The following is a 16,861-nucleotide window of genomic DNA, read 5'->3' as shown; positions in this document are numbered from 1 at the left end:
CTGAGTGACGAAAATGCGTGAAGAATACCTTCATAAGGCCCCCTCAATTCAATGTATGCCCTGTGCCGTTCGACCGGCCTTCCGCCCCGCGCTTGTCGAAGGGCTCCCGGCCAGTTCAGGCCCGGTTGGTAAGAAGACAATCGCCATCAGGGTCCAGAGAAGGAAAAGCTCTGCCGGCCGGTGGAACGGGAAGTCGACCATGGCGACTGCGGCCAGGGCAACCACCCCGGCAGAGGCCCCGGTCGGAAGATCGCCAGACGCATCCCTCTCTATTTGAAAAGCGGAAGTAAAGAATGATCCCAACAGGAATCCTAAGCTGAGAATTGCGGCAAAGCCGCTGTCCACGATGGTCTCCAGGTAGTCGTTGTGGGCATGGGCCTGCAGACCGGAAAACTTCCGCTCGTCGGAGGTGCCCAGGCCGTCAAGCCAGTGAGCGGTTTCCCATTCAATGAATTTTGGCTCAAACGCCCCCGGTCCGTATCCAAACACCGGGCGTTCCAATAGATGGGAAGCTGTGACCCGCCAGATGTAGAAGCGTCCTTCGAGCGTGTTCATAAGCGAGCGGGACGGCATCCATGGAAGCAGAAGGAGCACGGTCAGGGCAACCGCCGTCATCAACCGCCAGCGCGCAAATTGTCCAAGGGCGCCTATCCAAACCAAGGCGCCAATGAGGGCGACGATGGCCGCGCGTGAGCCTGTGGCAAAAACCGCCGCTACTTGAAGCGTGATGGCCAGGTAATATAAGGCCCGAGATTTGAGCAGCTTTCCCAAATGAATGGTTAGCGGTATCCCGGCCACAAGAAAGGCGGCCACAAAATTGGGATTCCCGAGCGTTCCTAACACGCGCATCCGGGGGCTTCCATAAGCGGGCGTTGCCCATCCGAAGAGGCGGAAGGGATCAAACCCCAGGTATTGCAATAAGGCGATGGCAGCGATAACGGTGCAGGATGCGGTAACCGCCATGGCCAAGTGCATGGACTTTGGCCGGAGGGCCATGACCAGTACGAACCACCCCAAAGAGAACAGGGCCAGCCAAAGGGTCTCTAATGAAACAAATTTCCCGAACAGGGCTGAAATGATTAACGTAGAAGGCCAAGCGATCAGGGAAAGAAGAAATCCCCGAGGCAGGGTGGGCCATCGGAAATTGCCCGTGCTCAGGGCCAAGATTCCTGCAAGAACAACGAATCCCCCAAGAAGAATAATCTTGGGCGTGGAAAAGGGCCGCTCAATCCCCGGTAATATAACAAAAGGGAAAAGAGCCGTCATGGAAATTATGGCCCCGCGGAGCCATCGTACAGCCCTTCCGGTCTCGAATTCCCTCGGCAGATTCTTTCCACCTCTCACAATATTCTCACTATTATCCTGAGGACAAAATGTGTCAAGGTTGCTTTGAAATAAAGGGTTTCAGTGCATTGGGGCCGAGTAAACCGGCTTTCCCAACACTGTATGTCGAAGTTTTTTCTCCCTGCTTACAGCCTGCATGGTGGTGCTGCAACACTTCTAAGGATTACAATTTGTACTCTCGCATGGTTCTCGAAAACAGTCAATCATTGAGTTCAGGAAGAAGCAAATGACTTATCAGGCCACGGGACCGGGCACCTCACTAACGTGCCGCCCTGTAACCGAAAAAAGAAAATAATCAAAGAACCAAATAACCTATTTGCCAGAACGCACCGGGAGTGCCCGGTAGATGGGGCCGGTCCCCGGGGGAAACCAGTACCGCCCGCCACCGTTGAAATCGAATTGGGCAGCAACGGAACCGCGCGTCTCAGATGCCCAGGGAGCAACACAAGTAAGACGAATCAATTCCGTTAAATGGACATCATAACCGCAGCCAGATTTATAAGTTTTACCCGCATCATATAACCCCGCCAACTCATCCAGCGCCGGCATCCGCCAGTCCGTGTACCCACCTCCCCGATAATTCTCACAATAGTTCTTGGCATCTTGCCAGTTAATTCCAGACCCATTGTCCCTCGCCGCCCACATCTGGTTCGTCCGCGTGTCCAGGACTGTCCCGTTGTCATAGGCAATAAAACGACCGTCCCTGGCGGTTTCCCCGGCTGTGGGTTGAGAGGGGCGTTTCGCCATGGCGAGGGTCGTGCTCTTTTTCGCCTCCAGAGAAGCCTTCTCCTCGTCTATTTTCTGCCGTTTCTCCTTCAGTGCTTTCTTTTTCTCCAGCAGCACCTTCTCCTTTTCCAGCTTGCGCTCTTCATCTTCCAATTTCCTGCTTTCGTCATCCAGCTCATCTGTGACTGATATATTGGATTCATATTTGTCTGTTAGCGATTTTCCCGATGGAGAGACGTCTGTTATCCTTTTCTCCGATCCGGGCATGAAATAGAACTGTCCCTCCAGAGAGGATAATTCCCAGGGCACCTGACCCGTTTCCTTCTTCACCTTTGCGCGCACATTAATGAATACATCGCTTATGGTCAGTCCGGGGGCCTGCATATACTTGAGCAATGCCGCCGTGTATGGGCTGTTACGCCCGTCTCCATCCCGGGCTACGTTTCCGGGGCTGGTGGAATAGGAAATGAAAGTGCCCGATGGCGCGCTGCTGACGATAGCCAGACCCCTAGTGGCGTTTCGGAAGCTGCGGGCGAAAGGATTGTCCCGACAGGCATCGAGCATGACAATATTCAAACCATTGTTGGCGGTGGCCATTTCATCGAGGATTTTATTGGCATCGACAGCCTGATATTTGACGTCGGCCTCCTTGTTTATCTTCGCGCCAATCGGCAGCAGGTAATTCACGCCATTAACCTGCACGCCGTGGCCGGCATAGTAAAATAAACCCACACCGCCCCTCTTCAGGCGGTTGCCAAACGACTCAATGGCCTCTTCCATTTCCTGCAGGCTGGCATTTTTCTTGAGCGTAACGGAAAACCCAAGTTTCTTCAGCATGGCGGCCATATCCGCGGCGTCATTGACCGGATTCTTCAGAGGACCGGAACTGTAGGCGCTGTTGCCGATGACGAGTGCGCTGCGCTGCTCCGTCGCTGCCTGCAATGCATACGGACGGATAAGAAAAAGGATAAACAGAATAAGGAAGATTCTTATAGACATGGCTTGCATAGAAATACCCCCTATTTAACAAATCGATATTTCTTATAATTCAACCATCAACAAATGGCAATTAGATGTTAAGGTTTTCCGATTGAACAGTTGTATAGATAGAAAAAAGTTGGCATACTATATTATGGAAGAAGTGCTTGCTGAAAACAACTACTTATCCTTAACATCGCGATGTCATGAAAAGTGAGGATTACGGGTTGCAGATTTGGGGTCACCCATTGCGTTAATTTTTCAAATTAATATGCCCTTCTTTTGAAAAAGGGAAATTGAGGCATCCGAAGGCCGTTTTGATGTCGGTCTTTCCTTCTATCTTATAAGGCAAGTCATCACCGGTAATAATGGTCTTCAGGCTTCCACCCAAGTCTTTGAACTTTGCAACGACAGGTACCTGTACCCGTGTTATTGATGACGAGGGAATCAGGAGTTCCTTTTCCAAACGCCCGTTCCCGATTTCTTCACTGTTAAGGTAAATAGTGTATTCAAAAGACTTGAGCGTAAGGTCAAAACGATTCGGATTTTGTACCTCGAGACCGAGGAGAAGATTCATCTCTGTAAAGGAGCGGGGTCTGAGGATGATCTCGCGAAGGACAAAGGAGGGCTTTTCCAGGATCCAACTCAGGCAAGACACAAGCAGAATAGAAAGGGCAAAGACGCTGATAAGGCATTGCTTTTTCACGGTGGGAGTATATGAAGAAGGATTTTGTGTGTCAAGAGGATTTTGGCCACAAATTGTTAGGTGTGCTGTCGATGTTTGTCGTCGGACGTGAATTGTGTTTATTCCGTGTTGAAGTTCTGCATTTTCTTTGCGCTTGCCGATTTGTGGAGGAAGTATTCATCAACCGGATGAACCATAATAAATTCCTTGACAATTTATCCGTTACCCTTTAATTATAGTAACACTATTGATTCATTCATTTTTCATTTGGCCACTCTCTTTTTCTTTAAGAATTTAGGAGGGCAAGTGATTATCAAATTCATCATACAACCTTCCTGTCAGCGCTCTTAGCTGCCAGGAAATCCCTTCTGAAGTCACTGTCAATTCGTTACCCAGTTCCGTTCATATATATGAGAGACTGGGTTTCCATCCTGAAAAACCTGAAATGATGGCAAGTAATATTCCCTATACTCCCATGTATCTTGAATTATCAAAGGTTAATAATCTGCACACCATCGGAGTCAGGTCTCAACATTGACGCTCTACGCAACAGGTTGCGGGGAGCGTCAATTTCTGTTATTTAATTAATGTTATAAATGTTATAGAGGATGAAAAACAACTATCGGAGATTCACCGATACGTTTCTGAGCTGACAAAAAGCTCATTCTCGATTTATCAGCCGTATAAGGTTCAATGCATGAAAAAGAAGGGGACCACAATATTTTTCTTTGCCCTTTGCGTATCCCTTCTCATCTCCGTTAGTGCAACGGGGTTGCGAGCCGCACAATTGCGACCGAACCAGCTCCGCTCCTGTCTCAGGCAGGGAATTGAAAAAGTTTTTAACATGGAAACCCCGATCGCAAACGCCAATCTGCAAAAAGCTGTGGAACTGGACCGGGAAGACCCGACCGGATATGCCTTCCTTGCTTTGACTTATTTGGTCTCCTACGAGACGAGCTTCGAACCGAAAGAGCGAGAGCAAAACCAAGAATCAATGCTGCATTACGTAAACGAAACCCGAGCCAGGGGAGAGAAGAGGATTAAGAAGAATTCTCAAGACGGCCAGGCTTATTTTGCCATGGCCCTGGCGAAAATCGCGAAAATTCGTTGGGCGATTACACAAAAACAATATCTTACTGTAGCACAGGAGACTTCGAATATCTGGAATTATTTGGAAAAAGCGAAGGAGGCAGACCCGTATAATTATGATATTTATTTTCTCATGGGCATGCTCCATTACCATCTCGACCATCTCCCGGACCTCGTCCAGTTCTTTTCTTCCCTGTTGATCACTTCCGGGGACCGCCAAAAAGGCCTTCAGGAACTGGAATTGGCGGCTCAAAAAGGGGATCTTCTCAAAGAACTTGCACAGGCTGAACTGTCCCAGATTTATATGAATTTTGAAAAACAACCTGCCCGGGCTTTGCCTATTATCCGAGGATTAAGGGAAAAATATCCCCGCAATTATAATTTTTCTTTTGCGCTGGCCGGTACTCTTTCCGACCTCCATCGATTCAAAGAGGCTTTTGCCATAGCCCGGGAGATTGAAAAAGGTGTTCGGTCAGGCCTTCCGCCCTTTGTTCCCCAGCTCCAACCCCGTTATGATCAGTTAGTGGGGAGAATTTTTTTCAGCCAGGGGGACTTCGCAAAAGCCACTGAATATTTCCAAATGGCTCTGAAGGATACTTCTCCTTATAACGCCCGGGTTCGGGTCTGGGCCTTTGTGCGTCTGGGGATGATTCATGATGCCCGCAACGAGATGGAGCAGGCTGAGGATTACTACTCAAGAGCCCTGAATGTAGAAGGCGGGGAAGGTACCGCTCAGGTGGAAGCAAGGAAATATCTAAAAACTCCTTATGTGCCCCTACCTAAACCGTAACCGGGGACACATCCCTCAGCCCTCGCCTTGTGAAAAGATCCTCACTTATAAGGAAAATGCCGGCCTGGGAGCGAGGAGTTTTGATAAGATAGTTCATTGTTTGCGCTGTCGACGTACGGTGACAGTTTCCCCACCGATACCCCAGTTGTCTGTATCGATTTCTTCTATGACAACAACCGTTGTTTGAGGATTTTTACCTAACACATCCGCAAGAAGTTTTGTTACTCCATGAATAAGCTGGGCTTTTTTTTCTGACGTAACACCTTCCTTGGTTATCTTGATATTTACGTAGGGCATAGATCCTCCTTTCCCAAAGACAAATTTGCCTATCACATAAATGGATTTACAGGTGGGAGTGCCTTGTACTTTTTTTCTTCTTTGCCTTGTAAAGCATCTTATCCGCCCTTTTCAGGAGAGACATCGCATTATCAGTTCCATCTCCTGCGTAAGATAGCCCATAGCTTATTGAAACGTGGATCGCAGTGCCTTCGAAATCCATGGGGTAATTGACAAAAAAAGTCTTCAGTCGATTTGCAAATTCATGTGCTTCGTCAAAGGGCGTATTTGGAAGAATTATGACAAACTCATCGCCCGCAAATCTCGCGACGATGTCGGTCCCGCGAGTCATGTGCAACGAATTGGTTGCCACGTACTTAAGCACATCATCACCGGCTTTATGACCGTATCGATCATTTACCATCTTGAAGTCATCCACGTCGAGGAAGACGACAGTCAGAGGTGTTCTGTATCGTACGGATCTCTCAAACTCCCTTTTGAGGATTTGTTCCATAACCCTGCGATTTAACAACCCTGTGAGTGAGTCTCTCGATGCTAAAAAATTGAGTCTTTCATGGGCCATAACATTCGACAGACAGATAGAGACAATAGTGGCAAGTTGTTTAAGGAGGCTTGTTTCCATATCAGGCAGGTATCTGGACTCTGAATGGTCGCCATGGTTAAGGCTGCCGATAATCTCGCCGTCAAGTGTTAGTGGAGCAATGGCAAGAGACCTGATATGATCTTTATACTGTGGGGGAAGCAATGTAGAGAAGGCGGTTAAATCATCATTAACGAGGATAGGCTCTGTCTTATTCTTGATAAGTTTCAGAAATACATCTCTGTCGATGATATTCGTGCGCTCTGTCAGGATTTCCGATGGCGCCGATTTTTGAATCATGTCAGTGAGATCACTCTTATCAATCATTGAAATCCATACATAGGGAATCTCTCTTTTATCCTGGATTTCCGTTAACAGTTTTTCTAAAAAATCCTTAAAATTGAGGATTGATAAAATGCTCGTTTCGATCTCGAAGAATTTTTGAGCAATATCTTGATTTATTTTCAGTGTTTCAATAATTTGTTTGATCTTATCCATGTGTACTCCGATTATGGAAAGGAAAAGATGATCTTCACTTTTAGCCTGGAATTCATTACACGGTTGAAATTACTCTATTTGATAAAAATAAACAACGGGATAAAAAAACATATTAAGCGCTACATCCCGTTTACAATCTAATGTCTCATGTGATACATTCAAAACCAATTCCATTGATATAAGGAGAAAAATCATCATATGAAAGTTTCTGCATCCAGTATCTGGTCATCCATCAAAGAGATCCGACAGAATTCACCGGTGGTTCACAATATCACCAATTATGTTGTCATGAACAACTCGGCCAACGCACTGCTGGCTATCGGAGCCTCGCCGGTTATGGCGCATGCAGAGGAGGAAGTGGAAGATATGGTAAACATTTCTGGCGCTCTGGTCATTAACATCGGGACACTGAGCCCCCAGTGGATACGAGCGATGCTCCGGGCTGTGTATCAGGCCAGAAAACAGAATATTCCGATTATTCTGGATCCCGTTGGGGCAGGAGCAACCACCTACCGCACAAACACGGCGCAGGAGTTAATTCAGGAAGTACCGCCGGCAATCATTCGGGGTAACGCCTCGGAAATAATGGCTATCCTGGATGACGATGCGAAAACAAAAGGGGTGGAAAGTATCGCCTCCTCCCATTCGGCAGTGGCCGCCGCCCGCCTGATAAACAAGACTTACGGAAGCGTTGTCTGTGTCAGCGGAGAAACGGACTATATCATTTATGGTGATGACGTAACGAAGGTCATGAACGGACACCCCATGATGACGAAAGTCACCGGTATGGGGTGTATTGCAACCGCTCTCTGCGGCGCCTTTGCTGCCGTCAACCACGCATACGCCGAGGCGGCGGCCCAGGCAATGGCGGTTATGGGTATTGCCGGAGAGATTGCCGCGGAAAATGTTCCGGGGCCGGGAAGTCTGCAAGTTCGTTTTCTCGACGCCCTTTACCGGCTGACAGAAGAAGATATCAATAATTACCTCAGGAGTGAGGGGTGATTGTGCGAGGAGTATACCTGGTTACCGACCGCACATTATGCGGCAACAAATCACTTGAAGATGTGGTGCTCCAGGCCCTGCGGGGCGGGGTTATGTGTGTACAATTGCGTGAGAAAGATGTATCAACCCGTTTTTTCGTAGAAGAGGCACGGAAAATAAAGGCGCTTACAGCCCAATTCCGGGCGCCTCTCATCATAAACGACCGCCTTGATGTGGCCCTTGCCGTAAAAGTCGATGGAGTTCATATCGGTCAGGAAGACATGCCTTATGCGGAAGCCAGGAATCTCATGGGACCTCAGGCAATTATCGGCCTCTCCGTGGAAACCTGGGATGATGTGGTGCAGGCCGAGGAACTCGATGTCGACTATCTCGGTGTCAGTCCCATTTTTGAGACGCCGACGAAAACCGACACAAAAGGGAGCTGGGGACTGGAGGGACTGGCCAGAATTAAGGCATATTCACGCCACCCGCTGGTAGCTATCGGCGGCCTCAACGCATCCAACGCTGCTGATGCGGTCATGGCGGGCGCCGACGGTATCGCTGTTGTATCCGCTATCTGCGCTGCTCCCGATCCTTTACATGCTTCACAGGAACTTCACGACATCATCCAGGCAGCTTTAAATAAGAGAGTGACCTAAAGGACCTTTACATGCCTCCCAAAAAGCTGATCATCTTCGACTACTCGGGAACCCTTAGCCTTGAGGCCACGCTATTCGCCGAACCTGATTACTTAATGAAACAACTATCAGAGAGCGGATTGATGGGACTGGGGATCGTAAGCCCCGAAATATTCTGGGAACAGATTGTCAATACCACCTGGCTGGAAGGGAGTACGACGTCCGCAGGCTATAAAAAGGTCATAGAAGACAGGATCAGTGCCATTTGTTATCAAAAGATGTCCACCATACCATGTGTTACAATTTCTGATGCGGCTTCCCTGTTTGTAGACAGTTACCTCAGCCACTCCCGTATTGATCACCGCTGGCGGCCCACCCTGAGTAAATTGACCAGACATCCTTCCATCAGAGTAATCATTGCTACCGACCATTACGCCGAAGCAACCGGTTATATTATACGATTTCTTAACGAATTCCAGATTCAGGCAATGGCTGCAAAAGACGCCTTTGCCAATCCGCGCTGTATACCCGTTGTCGTGGCCTGCTCTGCAGACCTCGGAGTTCACAAAGCCGATCCCCGGTTCTGGGAAAGCCTTAAAACCGGCTTGAATATGAATGAAATCATAAATGTTTTACTTATCGATGATTTTGGATATAACGAGCAGAGGGGGGACAGCTACGGTACTAAGGAAAAAGTGGAACAGAGGAAACGCGATACCGCAAGGTTGTTACAGGAGGTGTTTTCATCTGAAGTTCAAACCATACCATTCATGATAGAAGGTAATGAGAGAGAAAAGGCTTTTGGCGATCTCATAACGCAAACATCCGTAATAATTGACCGTTATCTTGCCGACGCAAATGACGGATAACAATAATAAAGGAAGGAGATTATCAGGCTAAATGGCAACTGAAACAACGAAAGTCATCTACTCCATGATCGGGGTGAGCAGGTATTACGACAAAAAACCGGTACTGAAGGATATTTGCCTGTCCTATTTCTACGGTGCGAAGATAGGTGTTCTGGGTCTTAACGGCTCCGGAAAGAGTTCTCTCCTGCGCATTCTGGCAGCAGTTGATCAGGACTTCAACGGCAATACGATACTTTCCCCGGGTTATACAGTCGGGTTTCTCGAACAGGAGCCACGACTGGACGAAGCGAAAAAAGTGCGGGAAATTGTGGAGGAGGGAGCGCAGGAAACGGTTGCACTGCTCAATGAATTCAACCGTATCACAGAACGATTCAGCGAACCGATGTCGGATGATGAGATGAACAAGCTCATCGAACGTCAGGGGGAGGTTCAGGAGAAGCTTGACGTCCTCGACGCCTGGGATCTGGATGCGCGGCTGGAAATGGCGATGGACGCCCTGCGCTGCCCGCCCGGAGACACTCCGGTGAATGTCCTTTCCGGCGGGGAGAGGCGGCGCGTGGCACTCTGCAGGCTTCTGCTTCAGAAGCCGGACATACTCCTTCTGGATGAACCGACCAACCATCTTGACGCCGAAACGGTCGCCTGGCTGGAGCACCACCTGCAGCGTTATCCCGGCACCATCATTGCCGTGACCCATGACCGGTATTTTCTCGACAATGTGGCGGGATGGATACTGGAGCTGGACCGGGCCCAGGGTATTCCCTGGCAAGGCAACTATTCGTCATGGCTGGAACAGAAGCAGAAACGCCTTCAAGTAGAGGAAAAAAGAGAGACCGAGCGGCAGCGGACCCTGCAGCGTGAACTGGAATGGATAAGAATGTCGCCGAAGGGAAGGCATGCGAAATCAAAAGCACGTATCAATTCCTATGATGCGCTTCTGAAACAGGAGGGCGAAAAGACAGCCAGGGACCTGCAAATATATATCCCCCCGGGACCGCGACTGGGTAAGGTGGTCATTGAGGCCGAAAAAGTGAGCAAGGCTTACGGCGACCGGCTCCTGGTAGATGGGATGTCCTTCTCTCTGCCGCCGGGCGGTATTGTGGGAATAATCGGCCCAAACGGTGCAGGGAAAACCACTCTGTTCCGAATGATTACGGGCCAGGAAACGCCCGACTCCGGTACGATCAGGATAGGTGAAACGGTCAAGCTGGCCTACATGGATCAGAGCAGGGACGTTCTCGATCCCGATAAGTCCATCTGGGAGGTAATCTCTGAAGGTTACGACACAATCCAGCTCGGGAATATCGAAGTCAACTCCCGTGCCTATGTAGCACGGTTCAATTTTTCCGGGACCGACCAGCAGAAAAAGGTCGGCACACTTTCCGGAGGCGAGCGAAATCGAGTCCATCTGGCGCGGATGCTGAAGGAGGGGGCCAATGTGCTCCTCCTCGACGAACCGACCAATGACCTCGACGTGAATACCCTGCGCGCCCTGGAGGAAGCGCTGGAGAACTTTGCCGGTTGTGCCGTGGTGATCAGCCATGACCGCTGGTTCCTCGACCGTATCGCCACCCACATTCTTGCCTTCGAGGGTGACAGCAAAACAGTCTGGTTTGATGGAAACTACTCCGAGTATGAAGCGGACAGAAAATCCCGCCTCGGCGCCGCGGCCGATCAGCCACACCGGATAAAATACCGGCAGTTGACGAGGATGTAGACGTGGACAGCAGAACAGTAAGTAAGCGCTTTGACCGTATCGCCTGGATTTACGATTTCATGGAATCCCCAATGGAGATGATCTCGGTTTCTGCGTGGAGAAGAGAGCTGCTGTCAAACGTCAGGGGAAAGGTTTTGGAGGTGGGCGTGGGAACGGGGAAGAACCTGCCCTATTATCCGGAGGGGATCGAACTTACAGGCATGGACATCAGCCTCAAGATGCTGGAGAGGGCGAAACAAAGAGCCGATACTTTAAAAATTAAAGCCGAGCTGCTCTTAATGGACATCGAAAAGATGACCTTTCCTGATCGATACTTCGACACTATCGTTTCAACATTCGTTTTTTGTTCCGTACCCGATCCTATTCAAGGACTGCGGGAAGTGAAAAGAGTCCTCAAAGATGACGGCGTAGCTCTTTTTCTGGAACATGTAAGAAGCGAAAACTGGTTCCTCGGCAAAATGATGGACATTTTCAACCCCATGGTACGATCACTCATCGGCCCGAACATCAATCGCAGGACGGTGGAAAACATCCGGAAGGCCGGACTGAACATCATTTCTGTGGAAAATATGGGGAGATCGAAGATTATGAAGAAGATAAAAGCGACACGCCCCGTTGATGAAAAGTGAAAAAAGGATTCCGTTTATTTCAATTTCAACCAGGTAAATCTATGAATGTATTAGTAGTCGTCGCACATCCGAATGTACAGAGTTTCAATCGGGCCATTGCTGAAACCGCTGTACTAACGTTGCAAAGAAACGGGCATAACGTCCGGTTTCACGACCTCTATGAGGAAAGATTTGATCCCGTCCTCCCGGATGTGGAAATCCCTAAGGATGCTTTCCTGCAACCTGCCATTGAAAGGCATTGTTCGGAAGCAGCTTCTGCGGAGGGATTTGTGATCGTTCATCCGAACTGGTGGGGACAACCACCCGCAATCCTCAAAGGATGGATTGACAGGGTGTTCCGGCCCGGAGTGGCCTATGAATTTCAAGAAGGCGACAGTGGCGAAGGGGTTCCCAGCGGGCTGCTGAGGGCCAATGCTGCCATTGTATTCAATACGTCGAATACATCAAAGGAAAGGGAAATGGAGGCATTTGGTGATCCCCTTGAAATTCTATGGAAAAACTGTATATTCGATCTTTGCGGAGTGAAGAATTTCTATCGAAAAATGTTTGGGATTATCGTCACGAGCACACCGGTGGAGCGCAGAGAGTGGCTCAAAGAAGTGGAAAAGACGATCAATCACTATTTCCCTGCGATTCTATCATCAAAACAGAAGTAATGATAGTTGGCTCATAAAGGTATTGGACTTTTCAAACATTTCGGTTCCCATTTAATACATCGACAGCGAGCAGCACTATGAATACACATCAAAGATATGCCTCATTACCGGAAAAATTGGCCGACGGCCTTTGGCTTCTGGGGAATTCCTATTTTAATCTCTATCTGGCACGGGGGGATAAGGCCTCCGCCTTTATGGAGATGGGGGTCTCCGCTATGGCTGATGAAGTTGCCGACCAGCTCGGAAAAATGGGGGTAACTCCTGATTATCTCATAGTGATGCACCCCCACGGGGATCATTTGAATGGTCTTCCGATCCTGCGGGAGTACTTCCCCTCTGCCCGGGTGATTGCCGGTGAGGGAGCCCCGGAATTTCTCGTCCATCCCAAGACGGCGGCCGGCCTTATTTCGGATGATCGCTATTTTTCAGAGTTTCTCGCCCGGAAGGGTCTTGGCAGCACTCGCCCGCCGCTCCGGGAAGCTCCTTCATTGGAAGGAGCGGTCATTGTGCAGGATAATGAAGAATTGGACCTGGGCGGTCTTACCCTCAAGTTTCTTGATGTAGAGGGGCATGCCCTGGGGAATCTTGCCGTTTACATCCCTGAGATCAGGACCCTGATGCCCTCGGACAGCCTTGGATTTCGTATTCCCGCTCTTGGCTTTTTCCCCATTTTTTTTACGGGTTACGATGCTTACATGGCAACCCTGGACCGCTTGGAGGCTCTCGATCCTGAGATCCTTGGTCTTCCCCATCAGGGCCCTCTTTTTGGCGAGGAGATCCGGGAAGCATTCATGACGGCCCGTCAAAACGCAAAAAGTCTGTGGGAAACAATACGGAACGATCTGAGGTCTGAAGAAGAGATCATTGCAGAAATTTATAGAGATTATTACCGGGACGAGCTCACCCTCTACACGCCTGAGAACATAATCACCTGCTGTAAACTGCTTATTCGCCGGAGCAGGGCATGAAACGGGAAATGAGCAATCGTGAGTTTTTGAAAATTTGCTCGCAAACCTCTAAATTTTTGTGCCGATCCAAAAACCTTCTTCAATAGCCTCTTTTATCATGCGGGGCTTAACACAATCTCCGATGGAATAGACCTCCGGAATTCTTTCCTGGATCTTTTCATTGAACGGGTTGTTCGCCGTATAGCCCACAGCAAGCACGACGAAATCTCCTTTGATAAAGGTGGCGACTCCTTTCTGGTTTACCGTTACACCCTGTTGCGTTATCTCTTGTACGGTTGCGTTCGTTTCCATTTTGATTCCTGCTTTTTTCAACCGTGTGAGAAAGAAAGGCCTGTACGTGGGAGATACATTATCCGCCATTCGGTTCAACATCTCTAAGACGGTTATATGGGTTACATCTTGTGCGTGCTCGAAGAGAAATTCCGCCGTCTCGCAGCCCACCATGCCGCCTCCGATAACCAGAACATTGCCGCTTACGGTCTTGCGGCCGGTCAACACGTCTTCCGCCAGGACGACATTTCGACCATCAACACCAGGGATAGGCGGAATAAGTGATGTAGCGCCGGTTGCCGATATCAGGACATCCGGCTTCCCTTCCTCTATTGTCTTCGGTCGCACGTCACTCTGCAGCCTGATTTCCACACCGGCCTTTTCCGTCCGGATCGCCAGGCTCTTTGCCAGAGACTTAATTTCATCTTTGTAAGGTGGCAGAGAGGCGATGAGAAGTTTTCCCCCTAACTCATTTCCCCTGTCATAAAGGGTAACTTTGTGGCCTCTTACCGCCGCTGTTATCGCCGCCTCCATTCCGCCCGGACCGCCGCCGATAACGAATACCTTTTTTGACCTTTCAGCAAGCTTGATAACAGATTCCACCTCTTTTCCCGCACGAGGATTGACCGTGCATGATGTTGATACCGGTTTTCCCCAATCTTTGTATGAGGTGAGGATCTCCGTGAGGCAGTTGGAACATGCTATGCAGGGAACAATCTCATCACTTTTTCCTTCTTTTGCCTTATTGGGAAGTTCGGGATCGGCTAACAGCGCCCTGGCCATACCGACCAGATCAGCCTTCCCTTCGGCCAATATCGCTTCGGCAACAAGAGGGTCATTTATTCGATTGGCTGCAATGACAGGGATGCCGACCCAGCCTTTCACCTTCTCTGCAAGATGCGCGAAGGCGCCTTTCGGAAGTGATGCCTGGACGGTGGGCACAGGCGCCTCATGCCAGCCGGTGTAGATGTTAATCATCTGGATATCTGCCTTTTCAAGGATTCGCACCACTTCCCTGGAATCCTCTATGGTGTGACCTCCCTCCATTTGCTCTTCGACATTGAGACGGCAACCGATAGGAAAGTCTTTCCCTACTTCTCTCCTCATGCTTTCTATAACTTCGAGAATAATCCTCATCCTGTTTTCCAGGCTGCCGCCGTATTCATCTTCACGTTTATTGCTGATGGGAGACAGGAAGCGATTCAGCAGATAGCCTCCGCCTACAAGCACCTCGACAGCGTCAAAGCCGCCCTGTCGGGCTCTGCGGGCCGCCTGTCCGTATTCCTTTACAATACGGTGAATTTCTTCAACAGTAAGCGGTCTCGGCGTGCAGCGCATCATCTGGTTTAATACCGGCGATGGACCCACCACTTCAGGAACCCCATCATTCAGTATCACATGATAAGAGGTGATGAGCTGTGCGGCAATCTTCGCCCCGTAAGCGTGAATTGTGTTTGTTAATCTGCGTACGTCCGGAATAAAGCGGTCATCGTATAAGCCTGGTTCCATAGGCGATCCTGCGATAACCGGGGAAAAGGGAACAATAATCAGCCCGACCCCTCCTTTTGCCCTTGCCGCGTAAAAGGCAATGAAGCGGTTGCCGACTGTCTCATCGTTTTCGCAGAACCCTGTCGTCAACGGCAACATTACAATCCTGTTTCTGATTTCCATTGTGCCTACATCGATGGGGGTAAATAGATAGTTAAACTGATGCATTATCAATTCTCCTTATGTAACCGGCCATATGATCCTGCTATTGCTTGAGTTTTCTGGCATGCAGCCAGGAAATCAGGATAAAGTATGCGACGATTGCAATGGTCGCCAGCGGGGAAAACCACTCGGGGACATGGATACCGAAACCATGGGCGATCATGGCACAGCCCAGGACTAAAACGGAATACATGGCCCCGTTCTTAAGATAGATGTATTTCTTGATTTTGTCCACGTTATACACGGTAAGTTGTCGGACAACAATGGCGCCGATGCCGTTTCCCAGAAGAATCAATGGCACCGACAGGGTAAAAGCAAAGGCCCCTACGACACCATCGATGGAAAAGGTAGCGTCAATTACTTCCAGATAAATTATCTTTGAGACATCAGACAGATGATTCTCGCCGCTTAAGAGTCGCTCTTCCTGGTGCTCGGCATGACGTTTGAATCCATGCGTGATGAAGAAGGCGGTCGATCCGACAACGGCTCCGAATGCAAGCATCGGGTCTTTTTCCAGAGCAAACCAGACGATGATCATCAGGAGAATCGAGACAACAGCATAAAACCAGGCCCCCTGACGGGAAAAAAAACTTTCTCCGGGTAATCCGAATTTTTTTGGTTCAAGAAACAGCCAGTGAAAGAAGAGAAAAATGAAGAACACCCCGCCGCCGATAAGAAGGACAGGCGAGCTTTGCTGAATAGCGCGAAGAGCCGTTTGATCGCCCGTCAATGTGGCCGTGAAGGCCTGCAATGGCCCCAATCCCGGTGCTATAACCCAGACGATCAGCCAGGGTAGAAGACCGCGGACGCCAAAAACAGCGAGGCCTATTCCCCAGGTCAGAAACCACCGCCTGGCTCGCGGGTTCATGGTAGTCAGCACTTCCGCATTAATGATGGCGTTGTCAATGCTGGTAATGGACTCGAAAAGAGCGAGTCCTGCTATGGTCAGGATGGCAGAAGTGATGTCCATGTTTTCCCTTCACTACTGGATTGGAAATGATTGTACAGAAACAATATTGGGAAGAACTTCACTGTGTCAAGGTAAAAAACTGAAAAGTTTGGAGACCGCATGAAAACCGATTCTCATAATGAAGGCAAAGATGTGTAAAGCTTTTTCTTGCCACTGAGCCATCACGAAATTTTTCGCAGCCATATACCATTGACACGTACCAGTCGCCTACGTATAATCACAAAAGGGGACCTCTGCAAAACTGTATAAAACCAGCAATTATGTCATTCCGGCGAAAGCCGGAATCCAGTATTATCAAGTATTTCCTAGATTCCGGGTCAAGCCCGGAATGAGTGCGCCTGGGAGCAGGCGCGATTGGGGAGGTGAAAGTCTTCTCCTGGGAGAATGCCCACTCCCGGTAGCCGAAGGTAACTGCGTCGCTGTGAGGCGGGGTGGAGAGCAACCGGAGGCGAACATGCAGTCCGTA

Annotated in this window: 15 protein-coding genes; 8 read left to right on the top strand and 7 right to left on the bottom strand. The window is 49.4% G+C overall.

The features are described from left to right. Positions 1–48: 48 nt before the first annotated feature. The 3 genes from NTW12_09480 to NTW12_09470 form a co-directional block, all read right to left on the bottom strand. A complete protein-coding gene (locus NTW12_09480) occupies positions 49–1,344 on the bottom strand; it encodes an O-antigen ligase family protein (protein ID MCX5846566.1) in 1,296 nt (431 codons plus the stop codon). 312 nt (positions 1,345–1,656) lie between these two features. Continuing rightward, a complete protein-coding gene (locus NTW12_09475; GenBank protein MCX5846565.1) occupies positions 1,657–3,078 on the bottom strand; it encodes a caspase family protein in 1,422 nt (473 codons plus the stop codon). 223 nt (positions 3,079–3,301) lie between these two features. Further along, complete coding sequence (locus NTW12_09470) at positions 3,302–3,754, bottom strand: LEA type 2 family protein (GenBank protein MCX5846564.1); 453 nt, start codon at positions 3,752–3,754, stop codon at positions 3,302–3,304. 676 nt (positions 3,755–4,430) lie between these two features. Here NTW12_09470 and NTW12_09465 point away from each other — a divergent pair. Next, positions 4,431–5,612 carry a hypothetical protein gene (locus NTW12_09465; GenBank protein MCX5846563.1) on the top strand — a complete coding sequence of 394 codons (1,182 nt, stop codon included), beginning with the start codon at positions 4,431–4,433 and terminating at the stop codon, positions 5,610–5,612. 93 nt (positions 5,613–5,705) lie between these two features. Here NTW12_09465 and NTW12_09460 read toward each other — a convergent pair whose 3' ends face one another. Beyond that, positions 5,706–5,942 (bottom strand): 4-oxalocrotonate tautomerase family protein, encoded by a 237-nt coding sequence (locus NTW12_09460; GenBank protein MCX5846562.1) that lies wholly within the window; start codon positions 5,940–5,942, stop codon positions 5,706–5,708. 13 nt (positions 5,943–5,955) lie between these two features. Further along, on the bottom strand, positions 5,956–6,987 hold the full coding sequence (locus NTW12_09455) for a sensor domain-containing diguanylate cyclase (GenBank protein ID MCX5846561.1): 1,032 nt from the start codon (positions 6,985–6,987) through the stop codon (positions 5,956–5,958). Between the two features lie 198 nt (positions 6,988–7,185). Between NTW12_09455 and thiM the strand changes: the two genes are divergently transcribed. The 7 genes from thiM to NTW12_09420 all read left to right on the top strand — a co-directional run bounded on the left by thiM (position 7,186) and on the right by NTW12_09420 (position 13,445). Further along, on the top strand, positions 7,186–7,989 hold the full coding sequence (gene thiM / locus NTW12_09450) for a hydroxyethylthiazole kinase (GenBank protein ID MCX5846560.1): 804 nt from the start codon (positions 7,186–7,188) through the stop codon (positions 7,987–7,989). 2 nt (positions 7,990–7,991) lie between these two features. Beyond that, positions 7,992–8,627, top strand: coding sequence for a thiamine phosphate synthase (thiE, locus tag NTW12_09445; GenBank protein MCX5846559.1), 636 nt, complete (start codon positions 7,992–7,994; stop codon positions 8,625–8,627). An 11-nt stretch (positions 8,628–8,638) separates the two neighbouring features. Next, positions 8,639–9,475: a hypothetical protein gene (locus NTW12_09440; GenBank protein ID MCX5846558.1), complete on the top strand. Its 837-nt coding sequence runs from the start codon at positions 8,639–8,641 to the stop codon at positions 9,473–9,475. A 31-nt stretch (positions 9,476–9,506) separates the two neighbouring features. Then, a complete protein-coding gene (gene ettA, locus NTW12_09435) occupies positions 9,507–11,192 on the top strand; it encodes an energy-dependent translational throttle protein EttA (GenBank protein ID MCX5846557.1) in 1,686 nt (561 codons plus the stop codon). Positions 11,193–11,194: 2 nt separating this feature from the next. Continuing rightward, complete coding sequence (locus NTW12_09430) at positions 11,195–11,821, top strand: class I SAM-dependent methyltransferase (GenBank protein ID MCX5846556.1); 627 nt, start codon at positions 11,195–11,197, stop codon at positions 11,819–11,821. 41 nt (positions 11,822–11,862) lie between these two features. Beyond that, a complete protein-coding gene (locus NTW12_09425; GenBank protein MCX5846555.1) occupies positions 11,863–12,477 on the top strand; it encodes an NAD(P)H-dependent oxidoreductase in 615 nt (204 codons plus the stop codon). A 77-nt stretch (positions 12,478–12,554) separates the two neighbouring features. Then, positions 12,555–13,445, top strand: coding sequence for an MBL fold metallo-hydrolase (locus NTW12_09420; GenBank protein ID MCX5846554.1), 891 nt, complete (start codon positions 12,555–12,557; stop codon positions 13,443–13,445). A 48-nt stretch (positions 13,446–13,493) separates the two neighbouring features. Here NTW12_09420 and NTW12_09415 read toward each other — a convergent pair whose 3' ends face one another. Both NTW12_09415 and NTW12_09410 read right to left on the bottom strand, forming a co-directional pair. Next, positions 13,494–15,431: an FAD-dependent oxidoreductase gene (locus NTW12_09415; protein ID MCX5846553.1), complete on the bottom strand. Its 1,938-nt coding sequence runs from the start codon at positions 15,429–15,431 to the stop codon at positions 13,494–13,496. A 37-nt stretch (positions 15,432–15,468) separates the two neighbouring features. Continuing rightward, positions 15,469–16,395, bottom strand: a complete 927-nt coding sequence (locus NTW12_09410) for a DUF475 domain-containing protein (GenBank protein ID MCX5846552.1) — start codon at positions 16,393–16,395, stop codon at positions 15,469–15,471. Positions 16,396–16,861 lie beyond the last annotated feature (466 nt).

Source organism: Deltaproteobacteria bacterium, from assembly GCA_026388545.1.
Taxonomy (GTDB): Bacteria; Desulfobacterota; Syntrophia; order Syntrophales; family UBA2185; genus JAPLJS01.
The sequence above is the reverse complement of the archived record's forward strand: the minus strand, read 5'-3'. Positions and strand labels throughout refer to the sequence as shown.

Excerpts from the sequence above, each read along its gene's own strand:
- NTW12_09475 (MCX5846565.1), bottom strand. The coding sequence starts at position 3,078 with ATGCAAGCCATGTCTATAAGAATCTTCCTTATTCTGTTTATCCTTTTT.
- NTW12_09465 (MCX5846563.1), top strand. The coding sequence starts at position 4,431 with ATGAAAAAGAAGGGGACCACAATATTTTTCTTTGCCCTTTGCGTATCC.
- NTW12_09455 (MCX5846561.1), bottom strand. The coding sequence starts at position 6,987 with ATGGATAAGATCAAACAAATTATTGAAACACTGAAAATAAATCAAGAT.
- thiM (MCX5846560.1), top strand. The coding sequence starts at position 7,186 with ATGAAAGTTTCTGCATCCAGTATCTGGTCATCCATCAAAGAGATCCGA.
- NTW12_09440 (MCX5846558.1), top strand. The coding sequence starts at position 8,639 with ATGCCTCCCAAAAAGCTGATCATCTTCGACTACTCGGGAACCCTTAGC.
- ettA (MCX5846557.1), top strand. The coding sequence starts at position 9,507 with ATGGCAACTGAAACAACGAAAGTCATCTACTCCATGATCGGGGTGAGC.
- NTW12_09425 (MCX5846555.1), top strand. The coding sequence starts at position 11,863 with ATGAATGTATTAGTAGTCGTCGCACATCCGAATGTACAGAGTTTCAAT.
- NTW12_09420 (MCX5846554.1), top strand. The coding sequence starts at position 12,555 with ATGAATACACATCAAAGATATGCCTCATTACCGGAAAAATTGGCCGAC.
- NTW12_09415 (MCX5846553.1), bottom strand. The coding sequence starts at position 15,431 with ATGCATCAGTTTAACTATCTATTTACCCCCATCGATGTAGGCACAATG.
- NTW12_09410 (MCX5846552.1), bottom strand. The coding sequence starts at position 16,395 with ATGGACATCACTTCTGCCATCCTGACCATAGCAGGACTCGCTCTTTTC.